The sequence below is a fragment of the Streptomyces capparidis genome (genome assembly GCF_054782095.1).
On the sequence record NZ_BAAGTD010000001.1, the window covers coordinates 326,079 to 341,148 of the forward strand.

The window sequence follows — 15,070 nt, forward strand, 5'->3', positions numbered from 1 at the left end:
TCGGGTATCGCCCGACTTCTGCCACGATCGACCGAGGAGCCCACTGGCGGACCGCGCCGGGCCCTGACCCCCGCGCCGCTACGGACTCCGCCCGCCCACCGGACTCGCCGCAGTCGCGTCCGCCGGCCCGAGCGCGCCGCAGCGCGCGCCGGGCCCGGCGGCTCCTAAGGAGTTGATCAACATGGGTCCCCATCCAGCGGTGGCCGCGATACGCCTGGCGGTCCGCCGGGTCCTGGGCGAGGTGCTGCGCGACCTCCCCGAGGACGCCGGCTCCCCGCCGCTGGTGCTGGTGGCGTGCAGCGGCGGCGCCGACTCCATGGCGCTCGCCTCCGCCCTCGCTTTCGAGGCCCCCAAGCTCGGCATCCGGCCCGGGGCCGCCACCATCGACCACGGCCTCCAGGAGGGCTCGGCCGAGCGCGCCGCCGAGGTCGCCGACCGGCTGCGCCGGATGGGCCTGGACCCGGTCGAGGCCATCCCCGTCACCGTCGGCGTCCAGGGCGGGCCCGAGGCCGCCGCCCGCGACGCCCGCTACGCGGCCCTGGACGGGGCCGTACGGCGCCACGCCGCCGCCGCCGTGCTCCTCGGCCACACCCGCGACGACCAGGCCGAGACCGTCCTGCTCGGCCTCGCCCGCGGCTCGGGCACCCGCTCCCTGTCGGGCATGCCCGCGGTCAACGGCCGCTACCGCCGCCCCTTCCTGCACCTGGACCGGGACACCACCCGCCAGGCGTGCCTGGCCCAGGGCCTGCCCGTGTGGGACGACCCGCACAACCGCGACCCCGCCTACACCCGCTCCCGGGTCCGCCACGAGGCCCTGCCGGTGCTGGAGAAGTCCCTCGGCAAGGGCGTCGTGCAGGCCCTGGCCCGCACCGCCCAGCTCTCCCGCGACGACGCGGACGCGCTGGACTGCTGGGCCTCCCGCGCCGAGTCCGAGGTGCGCGACGCCGACGGCGGCCTGGACGCCGCCCGCCTGCGGGAGCTGCCGCCCGCCGTGCGCCGCAGGGTGCTGCGCCGGGCCGCCGTCGCCGCGGGCAGCCCGGCGGGCTCCCTGTTCGCCCAGCACATCGAGGAGGTGGACCGGCTGATCACCGGCTGGCGCGGGCAGGGGCCCCTGCACCTGCCCGGAGGGATCGAGGCGGACCGGCGGTGTGGCAGGCTGTTCTTTCGGCGCCGCGGCGCCGGCACCGCCGACGGCCTCGACGCCGCGGGCGGCGCCGGCAGGCCGGCCGGCGCCCGGCAGCCGACACCGGATCCGACCTTGTAGGAAGTAGCGCGGGTGGACGTAAAGGACATGGGCAGCGACCTGAAGTCGGTGCTCATCACCAAGGAAGAGATCGACGCCAAGGTGGCCGAGCTCGCCCGGGAGATCGACCGGGACTACGCCGGCCGCGACCTGCTCATCGTCGGCGTCCTCAAGGGCGCCGTGATGGTGATGGCCGACCTGGCCCGGGCCCTGTCCACCTCGGTGACCATGGACTGGATGGCGGTGTCCTCGTACGGCTCGGGCACCAAGTCCTCCGGCGTGGTGCGCATCCTCAAGGACCTGGACACCGACATCGCCGGCCGCGACGTGCTGGTGGTCGAGGACATCATCGACTCCGGCCTGACCCTGTCCTGGCTGCTGACCAACCTGGGCTCGCGGGGCCCGGCCTCGCTGGCCGTGTGTACCCTGCTGCGCAAGCCCGAGGCGGCCAAGGTTGACATCGACGTGAAGTACGTGGGCTTCGACATCCCCAACGAGTTCGTGGTCGGCTACGGCCTGGACTACGCCGAGAAGTACCGCAACCTGCCGTTCGTGGGCACCCTGGCCCCGCAGGTGTACGGCGGCTGAGCCGCCCGCCACCGCCGCCGGGCGGCGCCGGGCCCCCGGGTCCGGGGCCGCCGGGTGCCCCATCCGTCGGTCATTTCGGGCGGTCATTTGGGAACACAGTGCCGTTTCCCCACGTTGGAGCAGGGGGAAGACGCGTTCGCTAACGGTCGCGCCCGCTTCAGGTGACAATGGCTGAGGTACCGTCCGACAAATCACTGGTGCTCCCGGGTCCGGCCGCGGTCCGAGCAGCCGGGAGCCCACTCAATCTGGCAGGAGGGACGGGGCGGAATGTCGCCCCGCATGGATGGACGTGAAGCGCTACTTCCGTGGGCCGGTCATGTGGATCGTGCTGGCCGTCCTCGCTGTGTTCGTGTTGATGCAGGTCGTCCAGAGCTCGGGCGGCTACAAGACGGTGGATACGGGCGAGGTCGTCAAGGCGATCGCTGACGACAAGGTCAAATCAGCCGAGCTGAGCACCGGCGACGAGCACGCCGTCAAGATCCAGCTCAAGGACGGCGAGAAGATCAAGGGCAGCAGCAAGCTCAAGGCCTCCTACATCGGTGACCAGGGCGCCCAGCTCGCCAACGAGCTCCAGGACAAGTACGACGAGGGCAAGATCCCGGACTCGTACACGGTCAAGCCGTCGAAGCAGAACCCCTTCGTGGGCATCCTGCTGTCCCTGCTCCCGTTCGTCCTCATCGTGATCGTCTTCCTGTTCCTGATGAACCAGATGCAGGGCGGCGGATCGCGGGTGATGAACTTCGGCAAGTCCAAGGCGAAGCTCATCACCAAGGACACCCCGAAGACGACGTTCGCCGACGTGGCGGGGGCCGACGAGGCCGTCGAGGAACTCCACGAGATCAAGGAGTTCCTCCAGGAGCCGGCCAAGTTCCAGGCCGTCGGCGCCAAGATCCCCAAGGGTGTGCTGCTGTACGGCCCGCCCGGCACCGGCAAGACCCTGCTGGCGCGCGCCGTCGCCGGCGAGGCGGGCGTGCCGTTCTACTCCATCTCCGGCTCGGACTTCGTGGAGATGTTCGTCGGTGTCGGTGCCTCCCGGGTGCGCGACCTGTTCGAGCAGGCCAAGCAGAACGCCCCCGCGATCGTCTTCGTCGACGAGATCGACGCCGTCGGCCGGCACCGCGGCGCGGGCCTCGGCGGCGGCCACGACGAGCGCGAGCAGACCCTGAACCAGTTGCTCGTGGAGATGGACGGCTTCGACGTCAAGGGCGGCGTGATCCTCATCGCCGCCACCAACCGGCCCGACATCCTGGACCCGGCGCTGCTGCGCCCGGGCCGCTTCGACCGGCAGATCGCGGTGGAGCGCCCCGACCTCCAGGGCCGCCTGGCCATCCTCAAGGTCCACCAGAAGGGCAAGCCCATCGCCCCCGACGTGGACCTGGCGGCCGTCGCCCGCCGCACCCCGGGCTTCACCGGCGCCGACCTGAGCAACGTCCTCAACGAGGCCGCGCTGCTCACCGCGCGCTCGGACAAGAAGCTGGTCGACAACCAGACCCTCGACGAGGCGATCGACCGCGTCGTGGCCGGACCGCAGAAGCGGACCCGGATCATGAGCGAGAAGGAGAAGAAGATCACCGCGTACCACGAGGGCGGGCACGCCCTGGTGGCCGCCGCGTCGCCGAGCAGCGACCCGGTGCACAAGGTGACGATCCTCTCCCGCGGCCGGGCGCTGGGCTACACCATGGTCCTGCCGGACGAGGACAAGTACTCCACCACGCGCAACGAGATGCTCGACCAGTTGGCCTACATGCTGGGCGGGCGCGCCGCGGAGGAGCTCGTCTTCCACGACCCCACCACGGGTGCGGCCAACGACATCGAGAAGGCCACCGCGACCGCGCGGGCCATGGTCACCCAGTACGGCATGACCGAGCGGCTGGGCGCGATCAAGTTCGGGCAGGACAACTCCGAGCCGTTCCTCGGCCGTGAGATGGCTCACCAGCGCGACTACTCGGAAGAGGTCGCCGCGCTGGTGGACGAGGAGGTCAAGAAGCTCATCGACACGGCGCACAACGAGGCCTGGGAGATCCTGGTCGAGAACCGCGACGTGCTGGACAACCTGGTGATGGAGCTCCTGGAGAAGGAGACCCTGAACAAGGAGCAGCTCGCCGAGATCTTCAAGCCGATCGTCAAGCGCCCGCCGCGTCCGGCGTGGACGGGCTCCGCGCACCGCACGCCGTCCACCCGGCCGCCGGTGCTCTCCCCGAAGGAGCTGGCGCTCGCCAACGGCGTGTCGACCGGCACCAACGGCGGCCGTCCCGCGGACACGGTGCAGTTGCCGGGCGGCACCGAGGAGCGGCCCGAGGAGGGCTGAGCCCCGCCGCGCTCCGCGCGGACCTGGAATGTACGCCGCACCCCCCGGGTTCTAGCCTGGGGGGTGCGGCGTCCGTTTTACGCCCATCCTGTCGGCGGCCGCCGGGTGGACGGGGCGGAAGGCGGCGCCGAGATACGTCTCCGTACGAGGAAGAGGCACACATGACCGACCCGGTGACCCTGGACGGCTCCCTCGGGGCCATCGGCGAATTCGACGAGAAGCGCGCGCAGAACGCGGTGCGGGAGCTGCTGGTCGCGGTGGGCGAGGACCCGGACCGCGAGGGGCTGAGGGACACCCCGGCCCGGGTGGCCCGCGCCTACCGGGAGATGTTCGCGGGCCTGTGGCAGGAGCCGCGGGACGTGCTCACCACCACCTTCGACCTCGGCCACGACGAGATGGTGCTGGTGAAGGACATCGAGGTGTTCTCGGTGTGCGAGCACCACCTGCTGCCGTTCCACGGCGTGGCGCACGTCGGCTACATCCCCGCCGAGAGCGGCAAGATCACCGGCCTGTCGAAACTGGCCCGCCTGGTGGACGTCTACGCGCGGCGCCCCCAGGTCCAGGAGCGGCTGACCACCCAGGTGGCCGACTCCCTGATGCAGATCCTCGAGGCGCGGGGCGTCATCGTCGTCATCGAGTGCGAGCACATGTGCATGTCGCTGCGCGGCATAAGGAAGCCCGGCGCGAAGACCACCACCTCCGCCGTCCGCGGCCAACTCCGCGACGCGGCGACACGGTCCGAGGCGATGAGCCTGATACTGAGCCGCTGACGAGCCCGGGGCGGGGCCCCGGGAGCGGGGCGGGGCCCGGACCCCCTTCCCGCCCACAGGGGGCCGGGGCGGAGCCCCCTGGCCTTCGGAGGAAGCCCCTCCACGCCACGGGCCGCCGCCCCCGAGGGTTCGGTGGGGCGCATACTCTGGAGCGCATGGACACGTTGCGCGGCCGGGTGGCCGGGTTGGCCGGATACGACCGGTGTGCGGTGATGGGCGTGGTCAACGTCACGCCCGACTCCTTCTCCGACGGCGGGCAGTGGTTCGACACGGAGAAGGCCGTCACGCGCGGGCTCGACCTGCGCGCGGCGGGCGCCGACCTGGTCGACGTGGGCGGCGAGTCCACCCGCCCGGGCGCCCTGCGCGTGGACGAGGACGAGGAGCTGCGCCGGGTCGTCCCGGTGGTGCGCGCCCTGGCCGACGCCGGGGTGCGGGTCAGCGTGGACACGATGCGGGCGCGGGTCGCCGAGCAGGCGCTCACCGCCGGGGCCGTGATCGTCAACGATGTCAGCGGCGGCCGGGCCGACCCCGCGATGGTGCCGATGGTGGCCGCGGCCCGCGTCCCGTTCGTCGTCATGCACTGGCGCGGCCAGAGCGTGGACATGAACACCCGCGCCGTGTACACCGACGTGGTCGGCGAGGTCCTCGCGGAGCTGCGGGAGCGGCTGGACGCGGTGGTGGACGGGGGCGTGGACCCGGAGCGGGTGATCGTGGACCCGGGCCTGGGCTTCGCCAAGAACGCCGAGCACGACCTGGCGCTGCTGGCCGCCCTGCCCAGGCTGCGGGCGGAGCTGGGCCGCCCGGTGCTGGTCGCCGCGTCGCGGAAGCGTTTCCTCGGCCGGGTGCTGGCCGGCGGCGGCGCCGTGCCGCCCGCCCGGGAGCGGGACGCGGCCACGGCGGCCGTGTCCGCGATCGCGGCCAGGGACGGCGCCTGGGCGGTGCGGGTGCACGAGGTGCGGCCGACCGCGGACGCGGTGCGGGTGGCGCGGGCGCTGGAGGGTGCCGCTTGAGCGCCGTGGACATCGAGCAGGTGGAGGCCGCCAACACCGGCTTCTACGACGCCATGGAGAGCGGCGACCTGGACCGGATGGCCGCGGTGTGGCTGGAGGGCGACGTCTCCTGCGTCCACCCGGGCTGGCCGGTGCTGCGCGGCCGGGCCGAGGTGCTGCGCTCCTTCGCCCTCATCATGGCGAACACCGAGTACATCCAGTTCTTCCTCACCGATGTCGAGGTCGCCGTGCACGGGGACACCGCGATGGTGACCTGCACGGAGAACATCCTCAGCGGCGGCCCCGCCGAGGAGGACGGCTCCACGGGCCCGCTGCTCGGCCAGTTGGTGGTGGCCACCAATGTGTTCCGCCGCACACCGGGCGGCTGGCGGCTGTGGGCGCACCACGGCTCCCCGGTGCTCACCGGCGGAGACGACGAGGACGAGGAGCCCGAGGCGGCGTAGTGCCCCGCTCGGGCGGGCGCCGCGCCGGCGCCGAGCGACCCCGCAGCGCCGGGTGAGCGCGCCTGGAAGGCCGGTTGGCGCGTTCTCGCCCCCGGGCCGGGCGCGGCGGAGCGGCCCGCCGCGGGGTCGGCACCTTCCCGCCATGTGCCGGGGATCAGGGCGTGGAAGGCCCACGGGGTGGGTAAGGAGGCGGCGCGACGCGGTGTGCCGCCACTCAGGCGTTACGGCGGTATTGTCCGGTACGTTCATATTTCGCTGGCTGATCTCTGGCCAGTGCTCCCCCTTGCGTACAGGTACGGTCGAACGTGGGGCGATGGGCGGGTGATGTCCGCCGGTCGTTCGCGTCCGTCCGGAGGAACAGGTCAGCAGGAGGTTTCGGTGGACCGTGTCGCGCTGCGCGGCCTCAAGGCGCGCGGGCACCACGGGGTGTTCCCCGAGGAACGCGCCGAAGGGCAGGACTTCGTGGTGGACGTGGTGCTCGGACTCGACACCCGGCCCGCCGCGGCGGAGGACGACCTGGAGCGGACGGTCCACTACGGGATCGTCGCCGAGGAGGTCGTGGCGGTCGTCCGGGGCGAGCCGGTGCGGCTCATCGAGACCCTGGCCGAGCGCATCGCGCAGACGTGCCTGAAGCACGACACCGTCCTGGAGGCGGAGGTGACCGTGCACAAGCCGCAGGCCCCCATCACCGTCCCGTTCGACGACGTGACGATCACCATCACGCGGAGGCGAGCATGAGTTCCGACCCGACCACCCAGCCCGTGCCCGCCTTCGTCGAGGAGCAGGTGGACGCCGCCGACACCACCCTCAGCAACCCCAGGAGCGCCGTGCTGTCCCTCGGCAGCAACCTGGGCAACCGCCTCGCGGCCCTCCAGGGCGCCGTGGACGCCCTGGAGGACACCCCGGGCGTGCGGGTCAAGGCCGTCTCGCCGGTGTACGAGACCGAGCCCTGGGGCGTGGCGGACCAGCCGAACTACTTCAACGCCGTCGTCCTGGTGCGCACCACCCTGCCCCCGTCCTCCCTGCTGGAGCGGGCCGCCGCCATCGAGGAGGCGTTCCAGCGCGAGCGCAGGGAGCGCTGGGGACCGCGCACCATCGACGTGGACATCGTCACCTACCAGGACGTGGTCTGCGACGACCCCGCGCTCACCCTGCCCCACCCCCGCGCCCACGAGCGGGCGTTCGTCCTCGCGCCGTGGTCGGACGTGGACCCGGAGGCGGAGCTGCCCGGCCGGGGGTCCGTCGCCGAGCTGCTCAAGGACGTGGGGCGCGACACCGTGGTACCCCGCGACGACATCGCGCTGCACCTGCCCGAGTAGGGTCGGGTCCCAAAGGTCCAGCAGGCGTCACGGGCAGCGTGCGTGACGCGGGTGTCGCGGGAGGAGCCCCAGCGCGGTGAAGCAGCTTCGGGTGAGAGTGCTGGCCGGGCTCGCGCTCGTCGCCGGAATCCTGTCCTGGGGGGCGGCGGGCCTGTGGGACACCTTCGGCACCCTGCCCGGGGTGCCGGTGGCGGCGCCGATCGTGCTCTTCCTCATCGCGGCCGTGCTGGCCGCCACGGCGTACTCCCTGCGCGCCAGGCTCAAGGCCCAGCGCGAGCGGCAGCCAGGAGCCAAGGGCGTGGACCCGCTGCTCGCGGCCCGCTCGGTGGTCTTCGGCCAGGCCAGCGCCCTGGTCGCCGCGCTCGTCGCCGGGGCCTACGGCGGGGTGGGCGCCTTCCTGCTGACCAAGCTCGAGGTGCCCGCCCGCCGCGACCAGGCCGTGTACGCGGGCCTTTCGGTCGCGGCGGGCATCGCGGTGATAGCGGCCGCGCTGTGGCTGGAGCATGTGTGCAAACTGCCCGACGACACCGACGACCAGGGCGGCCCGCAGTCGCCGGCGGCCCCCGCCTGACGCGGCGACGGGGCGCGCCGGGCCCCGGCCCCGCCCCCTACGCCGTCGGGATCGACTCGAACTCCACCTCGGACCTCGCCACGCCCTCGCTGTCGGCGTCGATCGAGCGGCGCAGGGCCTCGTGCAGCCGGGCCGGGGTGAGGACGCCGAGGAAGCGGTCGTCGTCCAGCACCGCGATCCAGCCCGCGTCGTGCTGGAGCATCACGCTGAACGCCTGCTTCAGCGTGGCCCCGACCGGCAGCCACGCCTCCATCCTGCGGGCGTGGTCGCGCACGCTGCCGCCCGCCTCCAGGGCGGTGACGGACACCCAGCCGTGCAGCCCCCCGCCGTCGTCGAGCACCACGGCCCAGCGGGCGTCCTCGGCGCTCATCCGGCGGGCCGCGGCGGACGCGGCGTCGTCCAGGCGGACCACGGGGGGCGCTTCGAGGTCGCCGGTCTCGATCCGGGTGACCGACAGGCGCTTGAGCCCGCGGTCGGCGCCCACGAAGTCGGCGACATAGGGGCTGGCGGGGGCACCGAGCACCAGCGCGGGGGAGTCGTACTGCTCGATCCGGCCGTGGCCGTACACGGCGATCCGGTCGCCGAGCCGCACCGCCTCCTCGATGTCGTGGGTGACGAACAGCACGGTCTTGCGCACGGCGGCCTGGAGCCGCAGGAACTCGCTCTGGAGGCGTTCGCGCACCACCGGGTCCACGGCGCCGAACGGCTCGTCCATCAGCAGCACCGGCGGGTCCGCGGCCAGCGCCCTGGCCACGCCCACCCGCTGGCGCTGCCCGCCGGAGAGCTGGTCGGGGTAGCGGTCGCCGAACACCGACGGGTCCAGGCCCACCAGGTCCAGCAGCTCGGCGGCCCTCGCCCTGGCCTTCGACCGTTTCCAGCCGAGCAGCGCGGGCACGGTCGCGGTGTTGTCCAGCACGGTCTTGTGCGGGAAGAGCCCGACCTGCTGGATGACGTAGCCGATACGGCGCCGAAGCCGCACCGGATCGACGGTCGAGATGTCCTCGCCGTCCAGCAGAATCCTGCCGGAGGTCGGCTCGACCAGCCGGTTGACCATCTTCATGGTGGTGGTCTTGCCACAGCCGGACGGGCCCACGAGGGTGACGAGCTCGCCCTCGCCGACCTCGAAGGAGAGGTCGTCCACGGCCGTGGTGCCGTCCGGATAACGCTTGGTCACGTGCTCGAACCGGATCATCGTTCCCCACACAGGTGCGGCTGCGCCCGGCAGGGCAGGGCCGGGCTGCGACGACCGTACCCCGAACGCCGCGCCGCACTCCCGACCCGAGCCGCGCTGCCCCGCCGCCTCGAGCCTTTGTCGGTGCCGCACGTTAGTCTCGGCCAAGAACGCGTATTCGCGGCCGCACGGGGGAAGGGAGAGCCGCGTGTTCCCTGGCACCCTGCTGTCCGACGTCTCCGGCCAGGCGCCCACCGCCGGCGCCGACCACTCCCTGGCCGCCCCCGGCGACTGCCTGGCCACCAACGAGTGGATCTGCGGCGAGTATCTGCGCAGTCGCCGTGAGGAGCTGATCGACGCCACCGCGCAGCACGTGGAGCTCACCGCGGTCTCGGTGCTGATCGGGCTGCTGCTGGCGTTCCCGCTGGCCCTGGCCGCCCGCCGCTGGCGCGCCGCGGCCGGGCCCGTGCTCGGCCTGACCACGGTGCTGTACACGATCCCGTCGCTGGCGATGTTCTCCCTGCTGCTGCCGGTCTACGGCCTGTCGGAGTCGGTGGTGGTCACCGGCCTGGTCCTGTACTCGCTGACGATCCTGGTGCGCAACATCCTCGCCGGGCTGCGCGGCGTCCCCGAGGACGTCAGGGAGGCGGCCCGGGGCATGGGCTACGGGCCGGTGCGGCTGCTGCTCGGCGTGGAGCTGCGGCTCGCGCTGCCCACGATCATGGCGGGGGTGCGCATCGCCACCGTCTCCACGGTCTCGCTGGCCACCGTGGGCGCCATCGTCGGCCACGGCGGGCTCGGGAACCTCATCTACCAGGGCATGGAGAGCCTGTTCAAGGCCCAGGTGCTCACCGCGTCCGCGCTGTGCGTGGCCCTGGCCGTGGCCGCCGACCTGGTGCTGCTCGGCGTGCAGCGGCTGCTCACCCCGTGGACGCGGGCGGGCGGCGGGCGGCGCGCCCGGCCCCGGCGCGGAGCCGGGCGGGCCGGGCCGGAACCGGCCGGAGCCGCGGAGCGGGAGGTGGTGCGGGCGTGAACGCGCTGCCCGACGCCTGGGAGTGGCTGACCGCGGGCGCCAACTGGACGGGCACCTCCGGGGTGTGGCACCGCCTCGGCGAGCACCTGTACCTCACCGTCGTCTGCCTGCTCATCTCCTGCGCCCTGGCGCTGCCGCTGGCGCTGCTGCTCGGCCACATCGGCCGGGGCGGCGCGCTCGCGGTGAACATCTCCAACGTGGGCCGGGCCGTGCCCACGTTCGCGGTGCTGGTCCTGCTGCTGCTCAGCCCGCTGGGCACGCACGGGGACTGGCCGACCGTCGTGGCGCTGGTGCTGTTCGCGGTGCCGCCGCTGCTGACCAACGCCTACGTCGGGGTGCGCGAGGTGGACCGGGACGTGGTCCAGGCCGCCCGCGGCATGGGCATGACGGGCGGGCAGGTGCTGTGGCGGGTGGAGCTCCCGCTGGCCCTGCCGCTGGTGATGACGGGTGTGCGGTCGGCGTCCGTGCAGGTCGTGGCCACGGCCACGCTGGCGGCGCTGCCCGGGGGCGGCGGCCTCGGCCGGATCATCACCGCGGGCTTCGCCCGGCAGGACACCGGTCAGGTGGTGGCCGGGGCGGTGCTGGTGGCGGTGCTGGCGATGCTGGTGGAGGGCGTGTTCGTGCTGCTCCAGCGGCTGCTGGGCCCCACCGGCCGCCGCGGCGGGGCCACCGCGCGGCGCCGCGCCGCCCCGGTCACCACACCCACCGACGTCCCCGCATGACCCGGCACACGCCGCGCACCCGGGAACGGGACCGGACGGCACCGGCGGCCCCCGGCGCCGCCCGGCCGGGGGCGGACGCGTGGCCGGGGGCGGACGCCCGGCCCACGCGGCGGCAGGGCGCGCGCCCCGGTGCCCGATGTCCCGGATCGGCGTCCCCGGGATTCCCGGACCGCGGTCGCCCGGCCCGCCGTCCCGCGGGGTGCGGATCTCCGGCCCGCCGCGGATTCTCCCGCCGTGCATTCCCAGGCGGCGGATTGTCCGGCCCCGGGGTTGCGGTGCGCGGGATTCCGCTTTTCCCTCCGCCCCGCACCGGCTGTTCCGCTGATCTTCCGATCGTGTGACGGATGCGGCTTCTCCGGCCGCCTCAACCCCTGACACGCTCTCAATTCGTAGGACGTTGTGACTGCAATGGATGGTGACCAAAAGATGATCACAATGATTTCCGGCCGGGGGCGCCGGACGCGGCGCGGCGTGGCGCTGGCCGCCGCGGGCGCCGCCCTCACCCTCGTCCTCGCCGGCTGCGGCGACGGCGACAGCCTGGAGGAGAAGGGCGGCTCCGGGGACGGCGGCGACGGGGGCAAGGGCTCCCTGGTGGTCGGCGCGGGCGACTTCACCGAGGGCGCGGTGCTCGCCGAGCTGTACGCGCAGGTGCTGGAGAAGGCGGGCTACTCCACCTCCACCAAGCGGGCCAAGCGCGAGCTGTACGAGCCGGAGCTGGAGAAGGGCGCCATCGACGTGGTGCCCGAGTACGCCGCCACCTTCGCCGAGTTCCTCAACCGCAAGGTCAACGGCGCCGACGCCGCGCCCGTCGCCTCGCCCGACGTGGACGCCACGGTGACGAAGCTGCGCGAGCTCGCGGGCAAGCGCGGCCTGAAGGTCCTCGAGCCGGGCAAGGCCGTGGACCAGAACGCCTTCGCCGTCTCCAAGGACTTCGCCGCGGAGCACAACCTCAAGACGCTGTCCGACCTGGGCGCCGCCAAGCTGAAGGTCAAGCTGGCGGCGGGTGACGAGTGCCCCGAGCGGCCGTTCTGCGAGCCGGGCCTGGAGAAGACGTACGGCATCGACGTCACCGAGGTCGACCCCAAGGGCGTGGGCACGGTCGCGGCCAAGCAGGCCGTCAAGAACGGCACCGACCAGATGGTGCTCACCACGACCACGGACGCCACCCTGGAGCAGTTCGGCCTGGTGCTGCTGGAGGACGACAAGAAGCTCCAGAACGCGGACAACGTGGTGCCGGTGGTCAACGCCGAGGACGCCGGTGACGCGGGCGTCGCCGAGGCCCTCGACAAGCTCACCGCCGTGCTGACCACCGAGGACCTCACCGAGCTGAACCGGCGGGTGGACGGCGAGCGCGCCAAGCCCGCCGACGTGGCCAGGGACTACCTGAAGGAGAAGGGCCTGATCTGACGCCGGGCCGGGGGCCGGGCCGCCGCCGGGCGCCCGGCCCCCGCCGTCGGACACGTTCCGGCCGTGGCTGGAAGCCGACCCGGGAGGAACACGACAGGACGCCGATCCATCACCTGACGTAGGTAATCGAAAACTTTTTGTAATGTCCTCCGGGAAATCGGCCTGCCGTCCCCCACGGCCCGGTTTCGCACGCTAAGTTTCAGGCCATGCCACGTGGACGACACCGCAACTCATCGCGGTTGCGCAGGTTCCTTCCCCCGCTGTCGGCGGCAGTTCTGGCGACCGCCTGCGCCGGCGGCGCCTGGCTCAGCGATGACGCGCTGGTGCTCCGCGTGCTGATCGCGGCGGCGGCCGTCGCCGCGTGCGCGGGCGCGGTCCTGCTGCGGAGGCGGGACCGCGCCGCCGAGAAGGAGATCAGCAGGCTGCGCTCGGCCCGGCTGCGGGACGAGTGGCACACCGAGGACCGGATCGCCGAGCTCGAGCAGGAGCTGGAGGAGACCAGGGACCGCGCCACCGCGCTCGGGCGCAAGCTCAACGCCAAGCGCTCCGAGCTGGCCAGGCTGCGCGGCGAGCACGCCTCCCTGCTGCGCCGCTACGCCACCGCGGAGGCCGAGCGGGCCGCCGCCCTGGAGAGCGCCAGGGTCGCGGCCGAGCCCGGGCCCGCCCCCGCCCTCAGCCCGTCGCTCTTCCTGAGGGCCAACGCGGCCCTGGAGGCGCTGGGACGCGGCGCTGGGCGCCCGCCCGAGAGCCCCGCCGAGGCACCCGAGGCATCCCGGGCGCCCGAGCCGATCACCGCCGACGGCGGCCGGGAGGCGGACGAGCGCGAGGCGGACCGGCCCGTGGACGCCCCGGTCACCGCCGAAGCCCCCGCCGACACCGAGAACCCGGCCCCCGCCGCCGAGGCCGCCCCCGAGGAGCGCCCCGACGCCGCGAGCCCCGCTCACGAGCGCGCCCCCGCCCACCCCGGCGCCGCCGTCGCGGTGCTGCCCCCGCAGCTCCGGACCGCACCCCGGCGCCCCGAGCCCGGCTTCGACTTCTTCGGCACCAAGCGCACGGCGGCCGCCGCCGCGGGCGAGGCCGCGGAGCACGAGGACCTCGCGGACGTCATCGGCGCCGAGCTGGCCCACGACGACGCGGACGTGATCGACCTCACCGAGCACGACGAGACCGAGACGATCGACGTGCGGGAGCTGCGGGCGCTGTCCTAGCGCACGGGCGGCCGCGCGCCGCGGAACGAACCGGGGGCGGGCCCGCACGGGCCCGCCCCCGGTGCCGTTCCCACCGGCCGACTACTTGTCGACGTCCCCCACCACGAAGAACATCGAGCCCAGGATCGCCACCATGTCCGCCACCAGCGTGCCGGGCAGCAGCTCCACCAGCGCCTGCACGTTGTTGAACGACGCCGAGCGCAGCTTCAGCCGCCACGGGGTCTTGTCGCCCTTGGAGACCAGGTAGTACCCGTTCACGCCGAGCGGGTTCTCCGTCCAGGCATAGGTGTGGCCCTCCGGCGCCTTGAGCACCTTGGGCAGGCGCTGGTTGACCGGCCCCGGCGGCAGCCCGGCGAGCCGGTCCAGGCAGGCGTCGGCGAGGTCCAGGGAGTTGTGCGCCTGCTCCAGCAGGCACTCGAACCTGGCCAGGCAGTCGCCCTCGGTGCGGGTGACCACCCGCAGCACGCCGCCGAGCTCCCCGTACCCCAGGTACGGCTCGTCGCGGCGCAGGTCGAAGTCCACCCCGGAGCCGCGCGCGATCGGGCCGCTCACCCCGTAGGCGTGCACCACCTCCGGCGAGAGGTACCCCACCCCGCGGGTGCGGCCCCGGAAGATCTCGTTGCCGAGCACCAGGTCGTCCAGGCGTCCCATCCCGGCGCGGACCTCGGCGACGGTGGCGCGGGCGCGCGCCGTCCACCCGGCGGGCAGGTCCTCCTTCAGCCCGCCGACCCGGTTGTACATGTAGTGCATCCGGCCGCCGGAGGCCTCCTCCATCAGGTGCTGGAGCTTCTCCCGCTCGGTGAACGCGTAGAAGATCGGCGTGATCCCGCCCAGCTCCAGCGGGTAGGAGCCGAGGAACATCAGGTGGTTGAGCACCCGGTTCAGCTCGGCCAGCAGCGTCCTGGCCCACACGGCGCGCTCGGGCACCTCCATGCCGAGCATCCGCTCCACGGCGAGGACCACGCCGAGCTCGTTGGAGAACGCCGACAGCCAGTCGTGGCGGTTGGCCAGCACGATGATCTGCCGGTAGTCGCGGGCCTCGAACAGCTTCTCCGCGCCGCGGTGCATGTAGCCGATCACCGGCTCCGCGGAGACGATCCGCTCGCCGTCCAGCACCAGGCGCAGCCGCAGCACGCCGTGGGTGGAGGGGTGCTGGGGGCCGATGTTCAGCACCATGTCGGTGGAATCGGCCGCCCCGCCGATGCCGAGCGTGGTCTCCGTCATGGGCCCAAGTCTGCCACCGGGACCCTCACCGGGCGGCCCCCCGGGCCCCACGA

General features: G+C 73.4%; 15 protein-coding genes. 13 read left to right on the forward strand and 2 right to left on the reverse strand.

Annotated features, from left to right (window positions below):
- Positions 1–181 precede the first annotated feature (181 nt).
- The 9 genes from tilS to ACYVO2_RS01535 all read left to right on the forward strand — a co-directional run bounded on the left by tilS (position 182) and on the right by ACYVO2_RS01535 (position 8,252).
- A complete protein-coding gene (tilS, locus tag ACYVO2_RS01495) occupies positions 182–1,264 on the forward strand; it encodes a tRNA lysidine(34) synthetase TilS (RefSeq protein ID WP_461005650.1) in 1,083 nt (360 codons plus the stop codon).
- 27 nt (positions 1,265–1,291) lie between these two features.
- Positions 1,292–1,831: a hypoxanthine phosphoribosyltransferase gene (gene hpt, locus ACYVO2_RS01500; protein WP_461005766.1), complete on the forward strand. Its 540-nt coding sequence runs from the start codon at positions 1,292–1,294 to the stop codon at positions 1,829–1,831.
- 283 nt (positions 1,832–2,114) lie between these two features.
- The gene (gene ftsH / locus ACYVO2_RS01505; protein ID WP_461005651.1) at positions 2,115–4,139 is read left to right on the forward strand and encodes an ATP-dependent zinc metalloprotease FtsH; all 2,025 of its coding nucleotides are present in this window, start codon (positions 2,115–2,117) and stop codon (positions 4,137–4,139) included.
- A gap of 161 nt (positions 4,140–4,300) precedes the next feature.
- The gene (gene folE, locus ACYVO2_RS01510; protein WP_461005652.1) at positions 4,301–4,909 is read left to right on the forward strand and encodes a GTP cyclohydrolase I FolE; all 609 of its coding nucleotides are present in this window, start codon (positions 4,301–4,303) and stop codon (positions 4,907–4,909) included.
- 155 nt (positions 4,910–5,064) lie between these two features.
- The gene (folP, locus tag ACYVO2_RS01515; RefSeq protein ID WP_461005653.1) at positions 5,065–5,919 is read left to right on the forward strand and encodes a dihydropteroate synthase; all 855 of its coding nucleotides are present in this window, start codon (positions 5,065–5,067) and stop codon (positions 5,917–5,919) included.
- Positions 5,916–6,362, forward strand: a complete 447-nt coding sequence (locus tag ACYVO2_RS01520) for a nuclear transport factor 2 family protein (RefSeq protein ID WP_461005654.1) — start codon at positions 5,916–5,918, stop codon at positions 6,360–6,362. The genes folP and ACYVO2_RS01520 overlap by 4 nt, the downstream gene beginning before the upstream one ends.
- A gap of 378 nt (positions 6,363–6,740) precedes the next feature.
- Positions 6,741–7,100 (forward strand): dihydroneopterin aldolase, encoded by a 360-nt coding sequence (folB, locus tag ACYVO2_RS01525; RefSeq protein WP_461005655.1) that lies wholly within the window; start codon positions 6,741–6,743, stop codon positions 7,098–7,100.
- Positions 7,097–7,681, forward strand: a complete 585-nt coding sequence (folK, locus tag ACYVO2_RS01530; protein WP_461005656.1) for a 2-amino-4-hydroxy-6-hydroxymethyldihydropteridine diphosphokinase — start codon at positions 7,097–7,099, stop codon at positions 7,679–7,681. Before folB ends, folK begins: the two co-directional genes overlap by 4 nt.
- A 76-nt stretch (positions 7,682–7,757) precedes the next feature.
- Positions 7,758–8,252, forward strand: a complete 495-nt coding sequence (locus tag ACYVO2_RS01535) for a DUF3180 domain-containing protein (protein ID WP_461005657.1) — start codon at positions 7,758–7,760, stop codon at positions 8,250–8,252.
- 37 nt (positions 8,253–8,289) lie between these two features.
- On the opposite strand, the gene ACYVO2_RS01540 is transcribed toward ACYVO2_RS01535, so the two are convergent.
- Complete coding sequence (locus ACYVO2_RS01540) at positions 8,290–9,444, reverse strand: betaine/proline/choline family ABC transporter ATP-binding protein (protein ID WP_461005658.1); 1,155 nt, start codon at positions 9,442–9,444, stop codon at positions 8,290–8,292.
- Positions 9,445–9,697: 253 nt separating this feature from the next.
- Here ACYVO2_RS01540 and ACYVO2_RS01545 point away from each other — a divergent pair, with 253 nt between their 5' ends.
- From ACYVO2_RS01545 to ACYVO2_RS01560, 4 genes are all read left to right on the forward strand, one after another.
- Entirely contained in the window at positions 9,698–10,456 is a 759-nt protein-coding gene (locus ACYVO2_RS01545) for an ABC transporter permease (RefSeq protein ID WP_461005767.1), read from the forward strand.
- On the forward strand, positions 10,453–11,178 hold the full coding sequence (locus tag ACYVO2_RS01550; protein WP_461005659.1) for an ABC transporter permease: 726 nt from the start codon (positions 10,453–10,455) through the stop codon (positions 11,176–11,178). Before ACYVO2_RS01545 ends, ACYVO2_RS01550 begins: the two co-directional genes overlap by 4 nt.
- Positions 11,179–11,613: 435 nt before the next feature.
- Positions 11,614–12,585, forward strand: coding sequence for an ABC transporter substrate-binding protein (locus tag ACYVO2_RS01555; RefSeq protein ID WP_461005768.1), 972 nt, complete (start codon positions 11,614–11,616; stop codon positions 12,583–12,585).
- 206 nt (positions 12,586–12,791) lie between these two features.
- Positions 12,792–13,793, forward strand: a complete 1,002-nt coding sequence (locus ACYVO2_RS01560; RefSeq protein WP_461005660.1) for a cell division protein ZapB — start codon at positions 12,792–12,794, stop codon at positions 13,791–13,793.
- 81 nt (positions 13,794–13,874) lie between these two features.
- Here ACYVO2_RS01560 and ACYVO2_RS01565 read toward each other — a convergent pair whose 3' ends face one another.
- Positions 13,875–15,017 (reverse strand): NADH-quinone oxidoreductase subunit D, encoded by a 1,143-nt coding sequence (locus ACYVO2_RS01565; protein WP_461005661.1) that lies wholly within the window; start codon positions 15,015–15,017, stop codon positions 13,875–13,877.
- Between the last annotated feature and the right edge of the window lie 53 nt (positions 15,018–15,070).

Coding starts and splice junctions, on each gene's coding strand:
- ACYVO2_RS01565 (WP_461005661.1), bottom strand. CDS start 15,017: ATGACGGAGACCACGCTCGGCATCGGCGGGGCGGCCGATTCCACCGAC.
- hpt (WP_461005766.1), top strand. CDS start 1,292: ATGGGCAGCGACCTGAAGTCGGTGCTCATCACCAAGGAAGAGATCGAC.
- tilS (WP_461005650.1), top strand. CDS start 182: ATGGGTCCCCATCCAGCGGTGGCCGCGATACGCCTGGCGGTCCGCCGG.
- ACYVO2_RS01540 (WP_461005658.1), bottom strand. CDS start 9,444: ATGATCCGGTTCGAGCACGTGACCAAGCGTTATCCGGACGGCACCACG.
- ACYVO2_RS01560 (WP_461005660.1), top strand. CDS start 12,792: ATGCCACGTGGACGACACCGCAACTCATCGCGGTTGCGCAGGTTCCTT.
- folP (WP_461005653.1), top strand. CDS start 5,065: ATGGACACGTTGCGCGGCCGGGTGGCCGGGTTGGCCGGATACGACCGG.
- ftsH (WP_461005651.1), top strand. CDS start 2,115: ATGGACGTGAAGCGCTACTTCCGTGGGCCGGTCATGTGGATCGTGCTG.
- folE (WP_461005652.1), top strand. CDS start 4,301: ATGACCGACCCGGTGACCCTGGACGGCTCCCTCGGGGCCATCGGCGAA.
- folK (WP_461005656.1), top strand. CDS start 7,097: ATGAGTTCCGACCCGACCACCCAGCCCGTGCCCGCCTTCGTCGAGGAG.
- ACYVO2_RS01555 (WP_461005768.1), top strand. CDS start 11,614: ATGATTTCCGGCCGGGGGCGCCGGACGCGGCGCGGCGTGGCGCTGGCC.